The sequence below is a fragment of the Novosphingobium sp. RL4 genome, assembly GCF_035658495.1.
In the GTDB taxonomy this organism is placed as follows: Bacteria; Pseudomonadota; Alphaproteobacteria; order Sphingomonadales; family Sphingomonadaceae; genus Novosphingobium.
Genome location: NZ_CP141944.1, coordinates 3408718 through 3424404, shown reverse-complemented (window position 1 = coordinate 3424404; position 15687 = coordinate 3408718). Strand labels below are relative to the sequence as shown.

General features: G+C 65.4%; 21 protein-coding genes. 13 read left to right on the top strand and 8 right to left on the bottom strand.

All coding sequences use genetic code 11. The features are described 5' to 3' along the window. Positions 1-3 precede the first annotated feature (3 nt). The 5 genes from U9J33_RS16425 to U9J33_RS16405 are packed head-to-tail and all read left to right on the top strand — an operon-like array spanning position 4 to position 2871. Positions 4-534 carry a chemotaxis protein CheD gene (locus U9J33_RS16425; RefSeq protein WP_054437892.1) on the top strand — a complete coding sequence of 177 codons (531 nt, stop codon included), beginning with the start codon at positions 4-6 and terminating at the stop codon, positions 532-534. Positions 535-569: 35 nt separating this feature from the next. Then, positions 570-881 carry a hypothetical protein gene (locus U9J33_RS16420; protein WP_324696768.1) on the top strand — a complete coding sequence of 104 codons (312 nt, stop codon included), beginning with the start codon at positions 570-572 and terminating at the stop codon, positions 879-881. Between the two features lie 12 nt (positions 882-893). Then, positions 894-1760 carry a flagellar motor protein MotB gene (locus U9J33_RS16415; RefSeq protein WP_054437888.1) on the top strand — a complete coding sequence of 289 codons (867 nt, stop codon included), beginning with the start codon at positions 894-896 and terminating at the stop codon, positions 1758-1760. A 27-nt stretch (positions 1761-1787) separates the two neighbouring features. Then, positions 1788-2225 (top strand): hypothetical protein, encoded by a 438-nt coding sequence (locus U9J33_RS16410; RefSeq protein WP_324696765.1) that lies wholly within the window; start codon positions 1788-1790, stop codon positions 2223-2225. Positions 2226-2238: 13 nt separating this feature from the next. Further along, positions 2239-2871, top strand: coding sequence for a PilZ domain-containing protein (locus tag U9J33_RS16405; protein ID WP_054437886.1), 633 nt, complete (start codon positions 2239-2241; stop codon positions 2869-2871). Positions 2872-2933: 62 nt separating this feature from the next. On the opposite strand, the gene fliP is transcribed toward U9J33_RS16405, so the two are convergent. Genes fliP through U9J33_RS16390 form a run of 3 tightly spaced genes read right to left on the bottom strand, consistent with a single transcriptional unit; the run spans position 2934 to position 4240 of the window. Beyond that, positions 2934-3680: a flagellar type III secretion system pore protein FliP gene (fliP, locus tag U9J33_RS16400; RefSeq protein WP_054437884.1), complete on the bottom strand. Its 747-nt coding sequence runs from the start codon at positions 3678-3680 to the stop codon at positions 2934-2936. Then, complete coding sequence (locus tag U9J33_RS16395; protein ID WP_324696760.1) at positions 3673-4002, bottom strand: flagellar biosynthetic protein FliO; 330 nt, start codon at positions 4000-4002, stop codon at positions 3673-3675. The genes fliP and U9J33_RS16395 overlap by 8 nt, the downstream gene beginning before the upstream one ends. A 4-nt stretch (positions 4003-4006) precedes the next feature. Continuing rightward, positions 4007-4240 carry a FliM/FliN family flagellar motor switch protein gene (locus U9J33_RS16390; protein WP_054437881.1) on the bottom strand — a complete coding sequence of 78 codons (234 nt, stop codon included), beginning with the start codon at positions 4238-4240 and terminating at the stop codon, positions 4007-4009. 118 nt (positions 4241-4358) lie between these two features. On the opposite strand from U9J33_RS16390, the gene flgC reads away from it, so the two are divergent. From flgC to U9J33_RS16350, 8 genes are all read left to right on the top strand, one after another. Continuing rightward, on the top strand, positions 4359-4766 hold the full coding sequence (gene flgC / locus U9J33_RS16385; RefSeq protein WP_054437879.1) for a flagellar basal body rod protein FlgC: 408 nt from the start codon (positions 4359-4361) through the stop codon (positions 4764-4766). A gap of 11 nt (positions 4767-4777) precedes the next feature. Next, positions 4778-5116, top strand: a complete 339-nt coding sequence (locus U9J33_RS16380) for a flagellar hook-basal body complex protein FliE (RefSeq protein WP_054437877.1) — start codon at positions 4778-4780, stop codon at positions 5114-5116. A gap of 15 nt (positions 5117-5131) precedes the next feature. Continuing rightward, the gene (locus tag U9J33_RS16375; protein ID WP_054437876.1) at positions 5132-5395 is read left to right on the top strand and encodes a flagellar biosynthetic protein FliQ; all 264 of its coding nucleotides are present in this window, start codon (positions 5132-5134) and stop codon (positions 5393-5395) included. Positions 5396-5399: 4 nt separating this feature from the next. Continuing rightward, positions 5400-6185, top strand: a complete 786-nt coding sequence (gene fliR / locus U9J33_RS16370; protein WP_324696754.1) for a flagellar biosynthetic protein FliR — start codon at positions 5400-5402, stop codon at positions 6183-6185. 3 nt (positions 6186-6188) lie between these two features. Then, complete coding sequence (gene flhB / locus U9J33_RS16365) at positions 6189-7259, top strand: flagellar biosynthesis protein FlhB (protein ID WP_185996708.1); 1071 nt, start codon at positions 6189-6191, stop codon at positions 7257-7259. Positions 7260-7341: 82 nt separating this feature from the next. Beyond that, positions 7342-8454, top strand: a complete 1113-nt coding sequence (locus U9J33_RS16360; protein WP_324696751.1) for a flagellar basal body P-ring protein FlgI — start codon at positions 7342-7344, stop codon at positions 8452-8454. Between the two features lie 2 nt (positions 8455-8456). After that, positions 8457-8768: a rod-binding protein gene (locus U9J33_RS16355; protein WP_324696749.1), complete on the top strand. Its 312-nt coding sequence runs from the start codon at positions 8457-8459 to the stop codon at positions 8766-8768. After that, on the top strand, positions 8758-9180 hold the full coding sequence (locus U9J33_RS16350; RefSeq protein ID WP_054437868.1) for a flagellar biosynthesis protein FlgN: 423 nt from the start codon (positions 8758-8760) through the stop codon (positions 9178-9180). Before U9J33_RS16355 ends, U9J33_RS16350 begins: the two co-directional genes overlap by 11 nt. Positions 9181-9264: 84 nt before the next feature. Here U9J33_RS16350 and U9J33_RS16345 read toward each other — a convergent pair whose 3' ends face one another. The 5 genes from U9J33_RS16345 to U9J33_RS16325 all read right to left on the bottom strand — a co-directional run bounded on the left by U9J33_RS16345 (position 9265) and on the right by U9J33_RS16325 (position 15606). Continuing rightward, a complete protein-coding gene (locus U9J33_RS16345) occupies positions 9265-10545 on the bottom strand; it encodes a bifunctional diguanylate cyclase/phosphodiesterase (protein WP_324696747.1) in 1281 nt (426 codons plus the stop codon). Positions 10546-10693: 148 nt separating this feature from the next. Then, complete coding sequence (locus tag U9J33_RS16340) at positions 10694-11812, bottom strand: helix-turn-helix domain-containing protein (RefSeq protein WP_082370352.1); 1119 nt, start codon at positions 11810-11812, stop codon at positions 10694-10696. A 118-nt stretch (positions 11813-11930) separates the two neighbouring features. After that, a complete protein-coding gene (locus tag U9J33_RS16335) occupies positions 11931-12296 on the bottom strand; it encodes a hypothetical protein (RefSeq protein ID WP_324696745.1) in 366 nt (121 codons plus the stop codon). A 190-nt stretch (positions 12297-12486) separates the two neighbouring features. Then, the gene (locus tag U9J33_RS16330) at positions 12487-12912 is read right to left on the bottom strand and encodes a flagellar basal body rod protein FlgB (protein WP_054437862.1); all 426 of its coding nucleotides are present in this window, start codon (positions 12910-12912) and stop codon (positions 12487-12489) included. A 12-nt stretch (positions 12913-12924) separates the two neighbouring features. Next, positions 12925-15606, bottom strand: a complete 2682-nt coding sequence (locus tag U9J33_RS16325) for a hypothetical protein (RefSeq protein WP_324696743.1) — start codon at positions 15604-15606, stop codon at positions 12925-12927. Positions 15607-15687: the final 81 nt, after the last annotated feature.

Below are 15687 nucleotides of genomic sequence, written 5' to 3'. Positions count from 1 at the left end.
GACATGCGCCGCGTTGCCATCGTCCAGGGTGAATATCATGTCGTCAACCAGCCCGGCGTCGTCATCTCGACGCTGCTGGGATCGTGCGTATCGGCTTGCCTGCAAGACCCGGTCGCGCGGGTGGGCGGCATGAACCACTTCCTGCTGGGGGAGCCGGGCGCCGATGCGCCGGTGAATCCGGCGGACATGCAGCGCTATGGCGTTCATGCGATGGAACTGCTGATCAATGCCCTGATGAAGCGCGGCGCACAGCGTTCGCGCCTGCGGGGCCACCTTTACGGCGGCGCCAACATCGTGGCCGGACTGGGCGGGATCGGCACCAAGAACGGGCAGTTCGCGCGGAACTTCATGCAGACCGAAGGGATCGCGCTCGATCACTGCGATCTTGGCGGCACGCAGGCGCGCAAGGTGGAATTCATGCCTTACGAGGGCCGCGTACGCGCGACGCTGGTGAAGGACCAGCCGCTGCCGCCGGTCGTCCGTCCCAAGCCCATGCCGGTCTTCCAGCCGACCGGCGAACTGGAGCTGTTCTGACCATGGCACAGCGGACGGAAATTCAGGGGGAAGCAATGACAATGGATAATCAGGGGCTGGCGGCAGGATCGGTCGAAGGGCCGGCCGCGCCGCTCTGGCAGGCCGTGGCGCGCGAGATGCGCGTGGCCCGCGAACTGCTGGAGCAACTGGCCGGGGTGCTCGTGACCGATGAGCGTTTCGTCCTCGACTATATCGACCAGCTGCAGGCCTTCGACCTGATCGCCCAGCACGTGGACGAGAGCGCCGCGCTGCTCGACCGCGTGGCGGGCGGGCAGAGCGTGGGCGACGCGGTTGGCCAGGTACGCCTGAGCGTGATGCAGGACCGGCTTCGCGCCGCTCTCGACTGAGGAATTCGGAGCGTGGCACGGGGCAACGACGAACATCCCACTATCGTCATCCGCAAGGTCAAGAAACACGCGCATGCCGGCCATCACGGCGGTGCGTGGAAAGTCGCCTATGCCGACTTCGTGACCGCGATGATGGCCTTCTTCATGCTGCTCTGGCTGCTGGCCAACCCGGACAAGGAGCAGCTCAAGGGGCTGGCGGAATATTTCTCGCCCAATGCCGAAAAATCCTCCCCGGCCACGACGCTGACCAGCCTTCCCGGTTCGCAGGCCGGGCTGGGCGGGCACAGCCGCCGCAACCAGTCCTCCGACAGCGAGGCCTTGGGCGAACCCTCGGCCGAAGCGGGCACCAAGGGCGCGGCCCGCGGCGGCACCGCCGACATTCCCGAGGCGGCGCTGCGCGTCATGGCCCAGGAAATGCAGCTCTCGCTCGACCCGCCGGTCGATCCTTCGCAGGGCAAGCGCAACATCGACGTCGAGCCTGATCGCGACGGTTTCCGCATCCACCTCATGGACAATGCCAACCGCTCCATGTTCAAGGGCGGCACTGCCGAGCTCAACGACTATGCCCGCAACCTGCTTGGCCGGATCGCCCGCAAGCTCGCCGGAACCGGCGCTCAGGTCGCGATCGAGGGCCATACCGACAGCACCGGCGGCCAGAGCGAGGCCAACTGGACCCTTTCCGCCCAGCGCGCGCTATCGGCGCGCGCGGCGATGGTCGCCTCGGGACTGCCGGCGGATCGCTTCGCCGAAGTGGTCGCCAAGGCGGGGACCGAGCCGGTCTATCCCGACCGTCCGGACCGCCCCGAAAACCGCCGCATCACCATCGTCGTCATGGCCGAGCCTTCCGCGCTTCCGCGCGATGCGAGCTTCAAGTTCTGACGTGATGGGCAAAGACTGGAGATTACCGTGATCAAGCGGATCGTGATCGGCCTCGTCGCCCTTGTCGTGGGCACCGGGGTCGGCGTGGGCGGCGCCTATGCCGCCAGACAGTTCCTCCCGCAGGTCATGCCCGATCTCGGCCCGGTGAAGGTGGAGACCGAATTCGTGCCCACCGGCACCATGCTTGCGCCGCTCACTTTCCCGGATGGCCGGCTCGCCGGCTATGTCTCGTTCGAGTGCCAGGTGGAAGTCGTCAAGGGCAAGGCCGAGGATGTGACGGGCCAGCTTCCGCTCCTGCTCAACGCGGTCAACATGCGGACCTACCGCACGCCGCTCGCCAGCGGGCCGGACGGCATGATCCCGAGCGTCGACGCTTTCCGCCGGGTGGTGATGGATGCCGCCGTCGAGGTCTATGGCAAGGATCTGGTGCGGCGCGTCGTCGTCACGCAGGCCGCGCCGGTCTGAGGGGGAAGCGGAAATGCCGAATTCGTCCTTCGCGCTGTCGCCATCGGCGGGCGCGGCGAACCCGATTGTTCCACGTGGACCACGCGTCACCACGATCCTGCTGATCGGCAAGCTCGCCAGCGAGAACGGCGAGACGATCTGCCGTATCCGCAACATTTCGGACAACGGCCTCATGGCCGAGGTTCATGGAGTCTACGCGGCAGGCCAGGCCGTGGCCATCACTCTCAAGGCGGGCGACGTGCTGCGCGGTGAGGTGCGCTGGTCGCTGAACGGACGGATCGGCGTGGAGTTCGGCGAAGTGGTCCATGTCAGCGCGCTTCTTGCCCATGTCGCCAACCGCATGGGGCCGGAAGGCGTGGCCCGTGGCCCGCGCTTCGATGTCGATTGCGGCGCGGAAGTCTTTGCCCGGCACCAGTGGCACGAGGCCCGCCTGCAAGACCTTTCGCAGGGCGGTGCACGCCTTTCCTGCGCCGCGCCGATGGAGCGAGACAGCCTGATCGCCCTTGCCGTGCCGGGACTGGGCGAACGCAAGGCCGCGGTGCGCTGGGTAGGCGAGGGCGCCCACGGCCTTTCGTTTCTGGAGCCGCTGTCCTTCGCCGAATTCGGCCCGTGGCTGATCGACCATCGTCAACGCTACCGCGCGTGACACGAAAAAGGGCGCGCCCGGTTTCGGACGCGCCCTTCCAGCGTTGCCGGGGGAAGAAGGAATTACCCCGGCCCGCCGAAACTCTTCACCAGCGATCCGGCGATCAGCGCCCAGCCATCCACCAGAACGAAGAAGATGATCTTCATCGGCAGCGAGATCGTCGCCGGTGGCAGCATCATCATGCCCATGGCCATCAGCACTGCCGCCACGGCCAGGTCGATCACCAGGAACGGAAGCAGCAAGAGGAAGCCGATCTCGAAGGCGCGGCGCAGTTCCGAGATCATGAAGGCCGGCATCAGCGTGGTCATCGGCAGTTCCGCGCGCGAGGCGGGAACTTTGCCGGAAAGCTGGACGAACAGCTTCACGTCGTCGTCGCGGACCTGCTTGAGCATGAAGGTGTGGAACGGCTTGCTGGCCCGCTCCAGCGCCTGCGTCTCGTTGATGCGGCCCTGGTTGTAAGGAACCATCCCGTCCTTCCAGGCGGCGTCGAAGGTCGGCGCCATGACGAAGAAGGAAAGGAACAGCGCAAGGCTGATGACCACCGGGTTCGGCGGCACGCCCTGCACGCCGAGGCCCGAGCGCAGCAGCGAAAGGGCGACGATGATGCGCGTGAACGAGGTGATCGTCATCAGGATACCCGGCGCGAGGCTGAGCACCGTCATCAGCAGGACGAGCTGGATCACCCGGCCCGACATCGCGCCTTCGCCAAGCGGGCCGGCGGCGGCCTTTTGCGCCATGGCCGCTTCGGGCAACACGGCAAGAATTGCCGCCCCGGCCAGTGCGGCGAGGACTGCATAACGCTTAGGCATCAGTGGGAGCTTTCGGGTTTGCGGGGGCGATGCAGGGCGCTGAATCGAGCAGGACCACGCCTTCGGGCGAGATGAGCAGGCTGAACTCGCGGTAGTCACGCCGGATCAGGACGACGGAGCGGCGCGGATCGATGGCGAGGCGTTCCACCAGTTCGAGGCGGCGCTCCGAACCCGATTGGCCAAGCCCTGCGAAAAGCTGGCCGTTCAGCCACTTCTGCGGAAGCCGGAGATCGTAGCGGCGCACGACCCAGAGCGCGCCGACCAGCATGCCGAGCACCAAGCCCAGCGCGCCGATCGTGCGCAGGAGGGAAAGCAGGTCCATGGCCTCAGCGCTCTCGCTCGACGACCCGGGTGATTTCCAGCGACATGATCTCGCCGTCCACCAGGATCTTGCCTTCGGCAACGAGCTGGTCGTTGACGTAGATGCGGGTGGGATCGCTGTGCCCGGTGTCGAGCGGGATCATCGCGCCGCGGCTCATCTTGAGGACCTGCCGGATGGGGATGCTGGTCGATCCGAGAACGATCGACAGCTCGATGGGAATGCCTTCGAGGACGGACATGGCGCGTCTCCTTTCAAGCCTGCTTATAGGAATTAAATTTATAGGATCATGCCGCCGCTAGGCAAAAAATGCCTATAAGGATGCTGTCCCCCGCAGAGGCGGGGCAGGAGCAGACTTGATGGAACTTCAGAATTCGATCGGCGTCTCGGCCTCGGGCCTTCGCGCCCAGTCGCTGAGGATGCGCGTGATCGCGGAAAACCTCGCGAACTCCGATTCCGTGGCGACCACGCCGGAAGGTGATCCCTATCGCCGCCGCGTCGCCACTTTCACCGCCGAAGTCGACCGCGCATCGGGCGCGACGCAAGTGGCGGTCAAGTCCATCGAAGGCGACAAGAGCCAGTTCCCGCGCATCTACCAGCCGGGAAGCCCCGCTGCCGACGCGCAGGGCTATGTCGACCAACCCAACGTCAATCCGCTGATCGAGGCGGCCGACATGAAGGCGGCGCAGCGCTCCTACGAAGCCAACCTCAACGCCATCGAATCCGCGCGCGGCATGACCATGCGCACCATCGACCTGCTCAAGTAAGGAAACACTTCATGGCAATCGGAGCACTCGACGCCGCGGCCGCCTATGGCCGCGCGATGAAGACGGCTGGCCCCTCGATGGGCGGTCTGGGCGACATGGCGAGCGCCGGTTCGGGCGCGGCTGGCGGCGCTGGCGGCAGCTTCGGCAGCATGGTGGAATCCATGGTGACCGATGCCTCGTCCTCGCTGCGCACGGCGGAAGCCGAAAGCGCCAAGCAGGTGGCCGGCAAGGGCGACCTGATCGACGTGGTCACCGCGATGGGCGCCGCCGAGACCGCGCTCGATACGGTCGTTGCCGTGCGTGACCGGGTGGTGAGCGCCTACTCCGAAATCATGCGCATGCAGATCTGACGGGAGCCGCGCGTCATGACCTCCTCCGAAGCCATCGAGATCGCGCGCGCCGCGCTGGTACTGGTTCTGACCATCGCCGGCCCGATGCTGATGGCGGCGCTGATCGTCGGCGTCGTCATCGGCCTGTTCCAGGCGCTTACGCAAGTGCAGGAAATGACGCTGACTTTCGTGCCCAAGATCCTGGTTCTCGGCGTGGTCATGCTGTTGTCCCTGCCGATGATCGGCCATGCCCTCGGTGCCTTCATGGACCGCATCGCCGACGCCATCGTTTCCGGATAGCGTCATGAACGCCGCCGCTCTGGACATGGCTGCCCTGGCCGCACTGCCGATCGATGCGGCGACGTTCCTGATCCTGTTCTGCCGGGTCGGGGCGGTCATCATGCTGCTGCCGGCCTTCTCCGAGGATTCGGTGCCGCCGCAGATCCGGCTGGTGATGTCGCTGGGCTTCACCGCGGGGCTTTACGGCATGTTGCAGGGCCACGTCGCACCGGCGGTGAAGTCCGACGTTTCCCTGCCGTTGCTGGTGATCGGCGAAACGCTGGTGGGCATCGCCATGGGCATGATCGTGAAGATCCTGTTCAGCGCGGCTGCCATTGCCGGCTCGATCGCCAGCCAGCAGGTCGGCCTTGCATCCGCCCTCGTTTCCGACCCGTCGATGGGCGGGCAGGCCCCGCTGCTGTCGCGCCTGTTCGGCATCGTCGCGGTGATCGTCTGCATGAGCCTGGGCGTGCATCACTTGTGGATCGCCTCGATCTTCCAGTCCTATGGGGTGTTCCCGGTGGGCGGGCTTCCGCCCTCCGCCCAGTTCGCGGATCTTGCCGTGAAGGTGACCAGTCAGGCGATGTCGCTGGGCGTCAGCCTTGCTGCGCCGCTGATCCTTTACGGAGCGCTGTTCAACGTCGGGCTCGGCCTTGCCGCCCGCGTGGCGCCTTCGATCCAGGTCTTCTTCATTACCCAGCCGCTCAACCTGCTGCTCGGCCTCTCGGTGCTGGCGATGACGCTCGGCACGATGCTGACGGCCTTCGCCACCGCCATGGGCACCTTCATGCAGAACGGATGGAGCTTCTGAGCCATGGCCGAGAGCGACAAGGACCAGCGGACCGAAGAGCCCACCCAGAAGAAGCTGGAAGATGCCCGCAAGCGCGGCGAAGTGGCGATGGCGCCGGAGGTGCGCCACGCCACGATGATGACCGGCGCGCTGATTGTCACCGGCTGGCTCGGCATTACCGCGATCCGTCATCTCGGCACCATGCTCATGCGGCTCTGGGGCAGTGCCGAGGACTATCCGCTCGATTCCGGCGGCGCGCAGAACCTGATTACCGGCGTGATGCGCCATGCCGCCTTTTCGTTGCTGCCGATCTTCGGCGTGCTCCTGCTCTGCGCGCTGGCCACGATCTTCCTGCAGAGCCGCGCCACGCTGAGCTGGTCGCGCCTGGCGCCCAAGTGGTCGAAGCTGTCGCCGGCAAGCGGGCTCAAGCGAATGTTCGGGCAGCGCGCCCTGGTGGAATTCGCCAAGACGCTCGCCAAGTTCAGCGCCATCGGCATCGTGGTCTTCATGGTCCTGAAACCGCGCCTCACCGGGTTCGACCAGCTTGTCGGCTATGCGCCGGGGGCGGTGGGGGCGGCGGCGGGGCAGATGGCCTACGAGGCGATCCGCGCCGTCGTGCTGCTGGTGGTCGCGCTGGCGCTGTTCGACTTCATCTACCAGCGGCGAGCCTTCCTCCAGCGCATGCGCATGACGCTTCAGGAGGTGAAGGACGAGCACAAGCAGAGCGACGGCGATCCCAAGATCAAGGCGAAGATCCGCCAGATCCAGATGCAGCGCTCCCGCAAGCGCATGATGGCGGCGGTTCCCGAGGCCAGCGTCATCATCACCAACCCCACGCACTATGCCGTCGCGCTCAAGTACGACCACGGCGCCATGGCCGCGCCGGTCGTGGTGGCCAAGGGGGTGGATGCTATCGCGCTGCGCATCCGCGCGATCGCCACCGAATCCAACGTGCCGATCGTGGAGAGCCCGCCGCTGGCGCGTGCGCTGTTCGCCGCCGTGGAGATCGACCGCCCGATCCCGATCGAGCATTACGCCGCCGTCGCCGAGATCATCGGCTACGTCATGCGCCTGGCGCGCGGCGCCCGGAAGTAGCGCGAAAATGCCTGCCCGCACCGCCGCCCGCAGCCTCTTTCTTCCTATAAGGACAGTGATGCCCAAGCCTTTGAAATCGAGGATGCAAGGTCCGATTTTCGCCTCCGCGCTCGCTTTCGCGGCGGGGCTGGTCCTGCTGTCGCCCACGGCGGCGCTCGCCGGGCCGCAGCCGCGCATCAAGGACATCGTCGATGTCGAGAACGTGCGGACCAACCAGCTGGTCGGCTACGGTCTGGTCGTGGGCCTTCAAGGCACGGGCGACCGTATCCGCAACATCCCCTTCACGGAGGAAACGCTTCAGGCGATGCTGGAGCGCATGGGCGTGAACATTCGCGGCACCCAGATGCTGACCCAGAACGTCGCGGCGGTAACGGTGACGGCGACGATGCCTCCTTTCGCGCGCGCGGGCTCCACCATCGACGTGCAGGTTTCGGCCCTGGGAGACGCCTCCAGCCTTCAGGGCGGCATCCTGCTGGTTTCCTCGCTGCGCGCGCTAGACGGCGAGATCTATGCGGTGGCGCAGGGCCCCGTCGCGGTTTCCGGCTTCAAGGCGCAGGGCGCGGCGGCGAAGCTCAGCCGGGGCGTGATGACGACGGCGCGGATCGCGGGCGGGGCCATCGTCGAACGCGAGGTGGCCTATGACCTGCGCTCGGCGCAAAGCCTCAAGCTGGCGCTGAAGAACCCGGATTTCACCACCGCCCGGCAGATCGCGGCGACCATCAACCGCGAGGCGCCCGGCTCGGCGCAAGTGCTCGATCCCGGCACCGTCGAACTCACCCCGAACGGCGGTACGGTGATCGATCTCGTCACCCGAGTGGAGAACCTCCCCGTGCAGGTGGATCAGCCCGCGCGGATCGTCATCAACGAGGCGGCGGGCACCGTGGTCATGGGGGCGGACGTGCGCGTCAGCCCGGTGGCCATCGCACAGGGCGGGCTGACCATCAGCGTCACCGAAACGCCCGTGGTTTCGCAGCCCGCTCCGCTTTCCAACGGCCAGACGACGACCGTGCCGCGCACCCGCATCGAGGCGGACGACGGCAGCGGCGCCTCGCTGGCCCTGCTCACCGGCGGCACCTCGCTGCAAACGCTGGTTGCCGGCCTCAACGCGCTGGGCGTCAGCCCGCGCGATCTCATCACCATCCTCCAGGCGCTCCGCACGGCGGGTGCGCTCCAGGCGGAAATAGCGGTACAGTGACGATGGCAGATTCCGTTCTTCCCAAGGGCCCGGCCTCGCTGCCGGCGCGAACGACGGTCCAGACACCCGATCGCAGCCCGGCTGCTGTCGCACGCCAGTTCGAGGGTGTCTTCGCCGGGCAGGTCACCAAAATCATGCTCGAAACCGTGGAGCAGGGGGAAGAGTTCTCCGGCGGCCACGGTGAGGAGATGTTCCGCGGCGTGCTGGCCGAACAGATCGGCAACCAGATCGCCAATGGAAAGGGCCTCGGCATCGCATCCGCCGTCGAGGCGCAGATCATCCGCCTGCAGGGAGGTAGCGGCCGTGCCGAATGAAATGATCGAGATCATGACCTCGCTCTCGATGGTGATGCGCGAGGAGACGGAACGGCTGGAAGGGCGCGAGCGGGCGCTTGACCTTGCTGAACTGGCGGCGGCCAAGGCCCGTCTGGTCGGCTCGCTGGAGGAAGTTCTGGCGCGCCGGAACCGGCTAGAACCCGAATGGACGGATCAGATGGACGACGAGACGCGGGAGCGTTTCGCAGAAGCGCTGGGCGAACTGCGCGCCGCGTCGCTGGTCAATTCGGCCCTGCTCGAACGTCAGATCGAACTTTCGATGGAAATGATGGGGGCCATCGCCAACGAGGCCAAGCGGCTCTCGGGCAACCGTGCCTACACTTACGGCGCCAAGGGCGATCTCGCGCGGATCGACCTGACGACGCCGATCTCGTTCAACACCGAATACTGATCGGCCGAGATCGAAAAAGAGGGGGGGAGGGGCCATGCGCTCCTGCCCCCTTTTCCATGCCCGCCGCAGGGGCGGAAAGCGAATTCAGGACGCTATGGCGAGCGGGGCTGCCCCGGCCAGACGCGCGGCCAGCGATGCCGGTGCGGCGCGGCCGAACAGGTAGCCCTGACCGAAGATGCAGCCGATCTCGTTCAGCAGGCGCGCCTGCCGCGGGGTCTCGATGCCTTCGGCGGTGACCGGCATGGAAAGGCTCTGCCCGAGGTCCACGACCACCTTGACCAGCTTGCGCCCGGCGTCGGTATCCAGCGACTGGATCAGCGAACGGTCGATCTTTATCATGTCGAGCGGTAGCTGGCAGATGCGGCTGAGGCTGGTGTAGCCGGTGCCGAAATCGTCCAGTGCGATGCGGATGCCCGCTTCGCGCAAGGTGGATACGGTCTCCTGCGCGGCGACGACATTGTGCATCATCGCATCCTCGGTGATCTCCACCGTGAAGCGATCCGGTCGCATGCCGCTGGCAAAGACGATCCGCAGCAGGCGCAAGGCCACGGTGGGGTCGCAGACCTGACGGGGCGTCATGTTGATCGACAGGCCCAGCCGGCCCTCCCATTCGCCCGCGTTGCGGCAGGCCTGGCGGACCATCGAGAACAGGAGATCGTCGTCCAGCCCGGCTTCCTCGGCGATCGTCAGGAACTGGTCCGGTCCCAGCAGGCCGCGATGGGGGTGGTGCCACCGCACGAGCGCCTCGAACCGCGCGATCTTCCGCGAGCCGAGCGACACGATGGGCTGGTAATAGGGAAGCAGCTCTCCGCGCAGCAATCCGCCGCGCAAGTCGTCTTCCAGCGTCGCCCGGTCGCTCAGGTCTGCGAACATGGCCGGACAGAAGCGCTGCACCGTGCCGCCGCCCGCCTGCTTGGCGTGGGACAGTGCGATCGACGCGCCGCGCAGCAGTTCCTCGGGCGAAAGCGTTCCGAAACGGTCGGTGGCGATGCCGACGGACGCTGTGGGGTGGACGATGTGGCGGCCAAGGCTGACCGGATCGCCGACCGCTTCCTGAAGTCGCTCGGCGATCCTGTCAGCGATGCGGTCTCCCTCGCCGGAATCGAATGCGGTGACGGGGAGCAGGCAGGCGAATTCGTCCGCGCCGATATGAATGACCTGAAGGTTCCGGGAAGACCGCGCGCAGCGATCGCGGATGTGCTCGATCAGGCGATCACCTGCGGCATGTCCGCACAAGTCGTTGACCAGCTTGAAGCGATCGACGTTCACGATCAGCAAGGAGATCGGCAAGGCACGGTCGCGGCCGGCCTGTGCCCGAAGATGCGCGATTGCATGCTCGATGAGACGCAACGGGGGGACGCGCATGGAGGCTGCGCGGGACGGGCCCGCTCGCTTTCCGATCGATTTCACAAGGCTGGGTATGAGCATCCTGCCTTCCGGGCATATTACTCATACCATTATATCGGGATAATCGGGCGAACGGCCCGACTGTCACACTATTTGTATTTTTACGTCATTCGAATACGGCGGCCAGTACTGTGGCGACATTGGCAGGGTCCAGTCCGTCGATCTCGATTTCGAGATCGGGATTTTCGCTGTAGCCGAGCATCCGGCCATGGCGGTCGAACGTGACGGACAGTACCCGCAGGCCCTGTTCGTTCGTGATGACGGCCAGCCCACCGGCTGACGGGAACCGGTCTGGATCGACGATCAGCGTGGCCCGCCCCGGCAGGCCCGCGCCCAGCGTCGGCCGGCCCATGCGCAGCCCGTAGGCCCTCGGGCCGGCATTGCGGGGCGCTTCGACATGGGCATCGACGGGCGTCCTGGCGATCAGGCCATCGGGAAGCGGCGTGCCGAAAACGGCGACCATGCGATGTCCGGCAGCATCGTCGGCAAGAACGGCCGGCGCGGCGTCCTGGACCGGTATGAGGCGTTCGCCCAAGGGGTGAGGAATGTTGAGCCTGCGCGGCCGGGCGATGATGGAACCCGAACCGGCATCCAGTTCATCGCGCAGCGAGGCGACCCGCACGCGGGTCTTGCCGATCCGCAGTTCGGGATTGGCGATCATCGGCAGGACGGCGTCGAGTTCGCCGCGCGAATGCACGGCGGCAATGTGTTCGGCGAGCTGCCTGTCGTTGGACACATCGAACAGGCGGCGCAAGGTTGCGCGCACATCGTCGTTCCAGCGGTTGTAGGGCTTCAGCGCGTTTTCGATCCGCGAAAGGATCACGGGCGCAAGCCCATGCTCGTGTTCGAGGGTGGCGATCGTCAGGGCAGGATCGCCCGCGCGGCGCACGCGCAGGGCCGCGGCGAGCAGGACGGCAAAGCGCTCCGCCTCGGGATCGGAGCGGTCGGCGCCGTGCAGCGGTTCGGCCCAGGCGGCAATATCGAACTCGGGGTCGTCGACATCGATCAGCAGGTCCTGCGGATCGATACCCAGCGCCCGCGCGATTTCGCGAAGCTCACCGGCCCGCGCGAAAATCTCGCCCCGCTCGATCTTCGAGAGGCGAATATAGGTTATTGTCGGAAGCTGTTCCGACAATTCCAGCAGCGATCCGATATTCAGCTGCTTGCGATATTTCCTGATCCGGTTGGGAAAGACCAGCGTGCGGTAAGCATCGATCTCGATCATGGTCTCTGCCGCGGCAGGGCCCTTCCCAGTCCGCTTTTGCGATCTAAGCGGTTTTTGGGTCATTGAAGCTCTTGTTTAGCTAAGGTTGGCGAATTTGTTCCATGGAATTGCCATTTGGTCAATATTCCATGATCCATGTCGTACCAAAGTGGGTCGGAATAATGCATGCGGCAATAAATTCCGATGTTATTGCTCCTACTTTTACGCCGGAACGGTTAAGCTTGTCATGTTTCCAGCGAATTTCAGCTTCATTGCAGGCAAATTTTTCCCACTTCGGCCATGCAACTCGCCTCGCTGCTGCTCTAAAAGGAGCGGAGTTAAATTTTTGAAATACATATAGTTTTGTATTTCCCATTGCCCTGTGATCGCGATCACGGGGCAATTGCCTCGGGATCGGAGCATTTTTCGGGATGAAGCAGGATGTGTTTGAAGCGAGGATGAACGGCTTTTCGGGTAAAGAGCCCGGAAAGAGGCTTTTCATCATGCCGTTGAGCATGGAACGGCTGTGCTTTTCACCTTTGGATCCTCCCGTTTATCCTTGAACGACGATGCGGCGATTTCGTTCCTGTAAATCAGTCCAATAATTTAGCCTGCCGCCAGGCATCCTTCAACGAAAGGGGGGCACGCCCCGCCTTGGAGCGCGCCCCCCTTGTCGAGCCGGGCTGAAAGCGCGATCAGCCCCGGCCGAGGGCGGCCTTCATCAATCCGATCTGCTTGCGATAGAGATTGGTCATGGCCGCGAAGTCCGCCTGGACTTCGCCGAGGTTGAGAAGCTGGTCTTCCAGCGTGACGTTGTTGCCGTCGGGCTTGGTCTCGCTGGTGTCGCTGTCCAGCACGATGTGGCTGCCGGCCTGCGGTGGACGGGCGCCGAGCGCGGTCATGCCGCCCGACAGTTCGACTTTGGGTCGGGACACGCGCGGGGCGCCGCCCGCCTCGCCATATTGCGCGACGAGGGAGGAGAAGTCGGGCGCCTCGACGGTGCGGGCCTTGAAGCCCGGCGTCTCGTTATTGGCGATGTTCTCGGCGATCACGCGCTGGTGCTCGGCCATGAACTTCATCGCCTGTCCCATGCCGTCGAAGATCGGGGGAAGAGAGGACATGCTTGCGATCCTTTACGAGCCGGTCAGGCGCGACAGGGCGGCCTGGTAATTGGCGAGTTGCTTCTGCTGGTAGGCGGTACCGCCCCCGGTTACGGTGCCGTCCACCAGCGAGGCCTTCGTGGAGTCCCAGTAGAGCGAGCGATAGGCGGTCTGCGTCATCGAGAGCGCGGACTTGATCTTGGAGAGCGCGACCGCGGCGGTCTTGGCATCGGACAGGTTGAGGGTGTCCGAAAGCGCGAGGCTGTAAGTGCCGCCCGGGGTGACCTTGGGCGCGTCGGGATCGGCCGCCTTGGAGGCCACGAGGCGGACGGGATCGATACCGAGCTTGGAAAGGGCATCCTTGCCCTCGGCTCCGGCGCCGAGTTCGATCTTGTAGCCCGATTTGACCTGGATCTTGAGCGTGGTCTGGCCATCGATCTTGGGTGTGGTGATGGTCGCCTTGGTGCCGGTGATCCGCTGGATCTTCAGCGACAGCGACGCCATCGTCTCGTCCTTGTCGATGGTGATCGTGCGCGTTGCGCCGCCGTCCACGCGCAGGGTGAACTGGTCCCCGGCGCGAAGGCTGGTCTGCGAGGTGAGGGTGGTCGATTCCTGCTGGTTGAGCGTCCCCCGGCTGAGGCCGAGCGCGCCCAGCACGGTGGAGCCGCCCGAAACGGCCGAGATCTTCACCGGCTCGGTGGTCGAGGTGCGCATGCCCCATTGCGAGATCTTTTCGATCTCTCCGGTCGTAGCGTCGATGCGGGCGACGAAGCCGTCGACGGAACCGGTCTTCGCGCCTGACAGGTCGCCGGCCGTGCGGCCGCCGACGTAGAGCGTGCCGTTCAGGTACGTGACGCTGTCGGCCTGATCGGTGGCCGAGGTGCCGATATAGGTCGTGGTGGCAGAGGACATCGCCGCGTCGATGCGCGTGACGAAGGCGTCCTGACCGCCGTTGATACTGTTGACCTGCGCGCCGTTGACCGCGTTGGCGGTGGTGCCGACGACCGCGATTTCGCCGGTGTCCGAGACCGCGATGGCGCGGGCGGTGACATTGCCGAGCGAGATCGAGCCAAGGTCCGAGGACAGGGACGAGGAATCGATCCGCCGGATCGTGGCCACGCCGTTTTCGCTGGTCAGGGCCAGCAGGTTGCCGGATTCGTCGATGGCCAGCGATGTGACGGAATCGGCGCCGCCGCTGTCGATCGTGCGACGTTCCACGAACTTGCCGGTGGCGTCCAGCTTGGCGATGAAGGCATCGCCGCCGCCGGTGGAGGCCTTGCCCGCGACATAGATGCTGCCGTCGTCGCCTACGGTGACCGCGCTGGCCGTTTCATTGCCGACCTGGCGGATGACTGTGGCCGAGAGTTCCTCGCCCTTCACGTTGTATCGCGCGACGAGCATGTCGGTCTGGCTGTCGTCGCCGCCGTTGAAGGCGCCGCTGACGGTGCCGGCCACGACGATATCGCCATTGGCTGCAATCGTCACCGCCGCGCCCTGCGCGCTGCCGGCGGCGCCGAGGCTGCGCTGCCAGACGACGTTGCCCTCGCTGTCGACCTTGGTGAGGAACAGGTCGTCGGAACCGTCAGTGAGATGCGTGCCCACGTCGCCGGCGGTCGTGCCGACGACATAGCTGAAGCCTTCGGCGTCAGTGGCGATGGCCTTGGCCTGGGTCGCCGAGGAGACGGTGTAGTCCTTGTCCTCGTAATCGTCGGCCGAGGCGGAAGCCACTGCGGTTGCGGTGGCGGCGCCGTCCACGGCGTTGATCTTGCTGAGGCGCTGCCAGGACAGCGACGCGTCGAGGTCGTCGATGCGGTATACCCGCGCGGCGGTCACCGCGGAGGATGCGGTTTCGCCGCTGGCGACCATCAGCGCGTCACTGCCGCCGATCTGGTCGATCGCGACCTTTTCGCTTCCCGCCGGATTGAAGACGAGGCCCCATTTGCCGTCGTTCTTCTCGACCGTGAAATTGGACTTCCACTTGCTGACCGGATTGCCGTCGGCATCGACGACCGGATTGCCGCTGGTATCTGTCGCCTGGCTGGCGCCGATCGCGGCGTTGATCGCGGCGGCCACGGAATCGAGCGTGGGCGGCTGCGTCGTCTGCGACAGGTCCACCGTGACCGTCTGTGCGGCGCTGCCCTTGGTCAGCTTGATTTCGAGCACTTCGCTGCCGGTCATCCCGGCGATGGCGGCATCGCGCGAGGTGGACACCCCTTCGCCGATCACCGCGCCGCTGGAATTGGCGGCCTTGATCGCCACCGAGGTCGCATTGCTGGACGGCGTGCCGAAGTTGAGCGTGACAAGGTCGGTGTCAGCCGAACCCAGGTAGGTCTGGAGATCGGCCAGGCCTTTCGCGAAGGCCTTCTGGAGCGAGGCGCGCTCGGTCGAGGAGGTGGTGGTCTTGGCCGCGCTTTCGGCAAGGATGCGCAGTTTGTCGAGTGCCTTGTAGGTGGTGAAGGCGGTCTGGACGTCCGGCAGGTCCTCCAGCGAGCTGTCCTTGGTGGTGTCCACGATCGACAGCATCTTCTTGATCGCGAGGATTTGCGAACTGACGGAACTGGTGTCCGCGTCCTCCTGCCAGGGAGGCGTGGTATCGGGCACCTCCAGCGTGAAGTTCTTTTTCGCAGCCATAACCGCCGCACTGTCCATGGAGGCGAGGGACGACGACAGGGCGGAATAGGCGCTCGATCCGCCGAGAACCGACAGGCCTATCAACCCATTGTTTAAATTTATCGCCAATTGTGTCTCCATCGGGCGGTTGCGCTGACCTTGCTCCTATAAATAGAAGGAACGAGG

Coding starts and splice junctions, on each gene's coding strand:
- U9J33_RS16425 (WP_054437892.1), top strand. CDS start 4: ATGCGCCGCGTTGCCATCGTCCAGGGTGAATATCATGTCGTCAACCAG.
- U9J33_RS16420 (WP_324696768.1), top strand. CDS start 570: ATGACAATGGATAATCAGGGGCTGGCGGCAGGATCGGTCGAAGGGCCG.
- U9J33_RS16405 (WP_054437886.1), top strand. CDS start 2,239: ATGCCGAATTCGTCCTTCGCGCTGTCGCCATCGGCGGGCGCGGCGAAC.
- fliP (WP_054437884.1), bottom strand. CDS start 3,680: ATGCCTAAGCGTTATGCAGTCCTCGCCGCACTGGCCGGGGCGGCAATT.
- U9J33_RS16395 (WP_324696760.1), bottom strand. CDS start 4,002: ATGGACCTGCTTTCCCTCCTGCGCACGATCGGCGCGCTGGGCTTGGTG.
- U9J33_RS16390 (WP_054437881.1), bottom strand. CDS start 4,240: ATGTCCGTCCTCGAAGGCATTCCCATCGAGCTGTCGATCGTTCTCGGA.
- flgC (WP_054437879.1), top strand. CDS start 4,359: ATGGAACTTCAGAATTCGATCGGCGTCTCGGCCTCGGGCCTTCGCGCC.
- U9J33_RS16380 (WP_054437877.1), top strand. CDS start 4,778: ATGGCAATCGGAGCACTCGACGCCGCGGCCGCCTATGGCCGCGCGATG.
- U9J33_RS16375 (WP_054437876.1), top strand. CDS start 5,132: ATGACCTCCTCCGAAGCCATCGAGATCGCGCGCGCCGCGCTGGTACTG.
- fliR (WP_324696754.1), top strand. CDS start 5,400: ATGAACGCCGCCGCTCTGGACATGGCTGCCCTGGCCGCACTGCCGATC.
- flhB (WP_185996708.1), top strand. CDS start 6,189: ATGGCCGAGAGCGACAAGGACCAGCGGACCGAAGAGCCCACCCAGAAG.
- U9J33_RS16360 (WP_324696751.1), top strand. CDS start 7,342: ATGCAAGGTCCGATTTTCGCCTCCGCGCTCGCTTTCGCGGCGGGGCTG.
- U9J33_RS16355 (WP_324696749.1), top strand. CDS start 8,457: ATGGCAGATTCCGTTCTTCCCAAGGGCCCGGCCTCGCTGCCGGCGCGA.
- U9J33_RS16345 (WP_324696747.1), bottom strand. CDS start 10,545: ATGCGCGTCCCCCCGTTGCGTCTCATCGAGCATGCAATCGCGCATCTT.
- U9J33_RS16340 (WP_082370352.1), bottom strand. CDS start 11,812: ATGATCGAGATCGATGCTTACCGCACGCTGGTCTTTCCCAACCGGATC.
- U9J33_RS16335 (WP_324696745.1), bottom strand. CDS start 12,296: ATGATGAAAAGCCTCTTTCCGGGCTCTTTACCCGAAAAGCCGTTCATC.
- U9J33_RS16330 (WP_054437862.1), bottom strand. CDS start 12,912: ATGTCCTCTCTTCCCCCGATCTTCGACGGCATGGGACAGGCGATGAAG.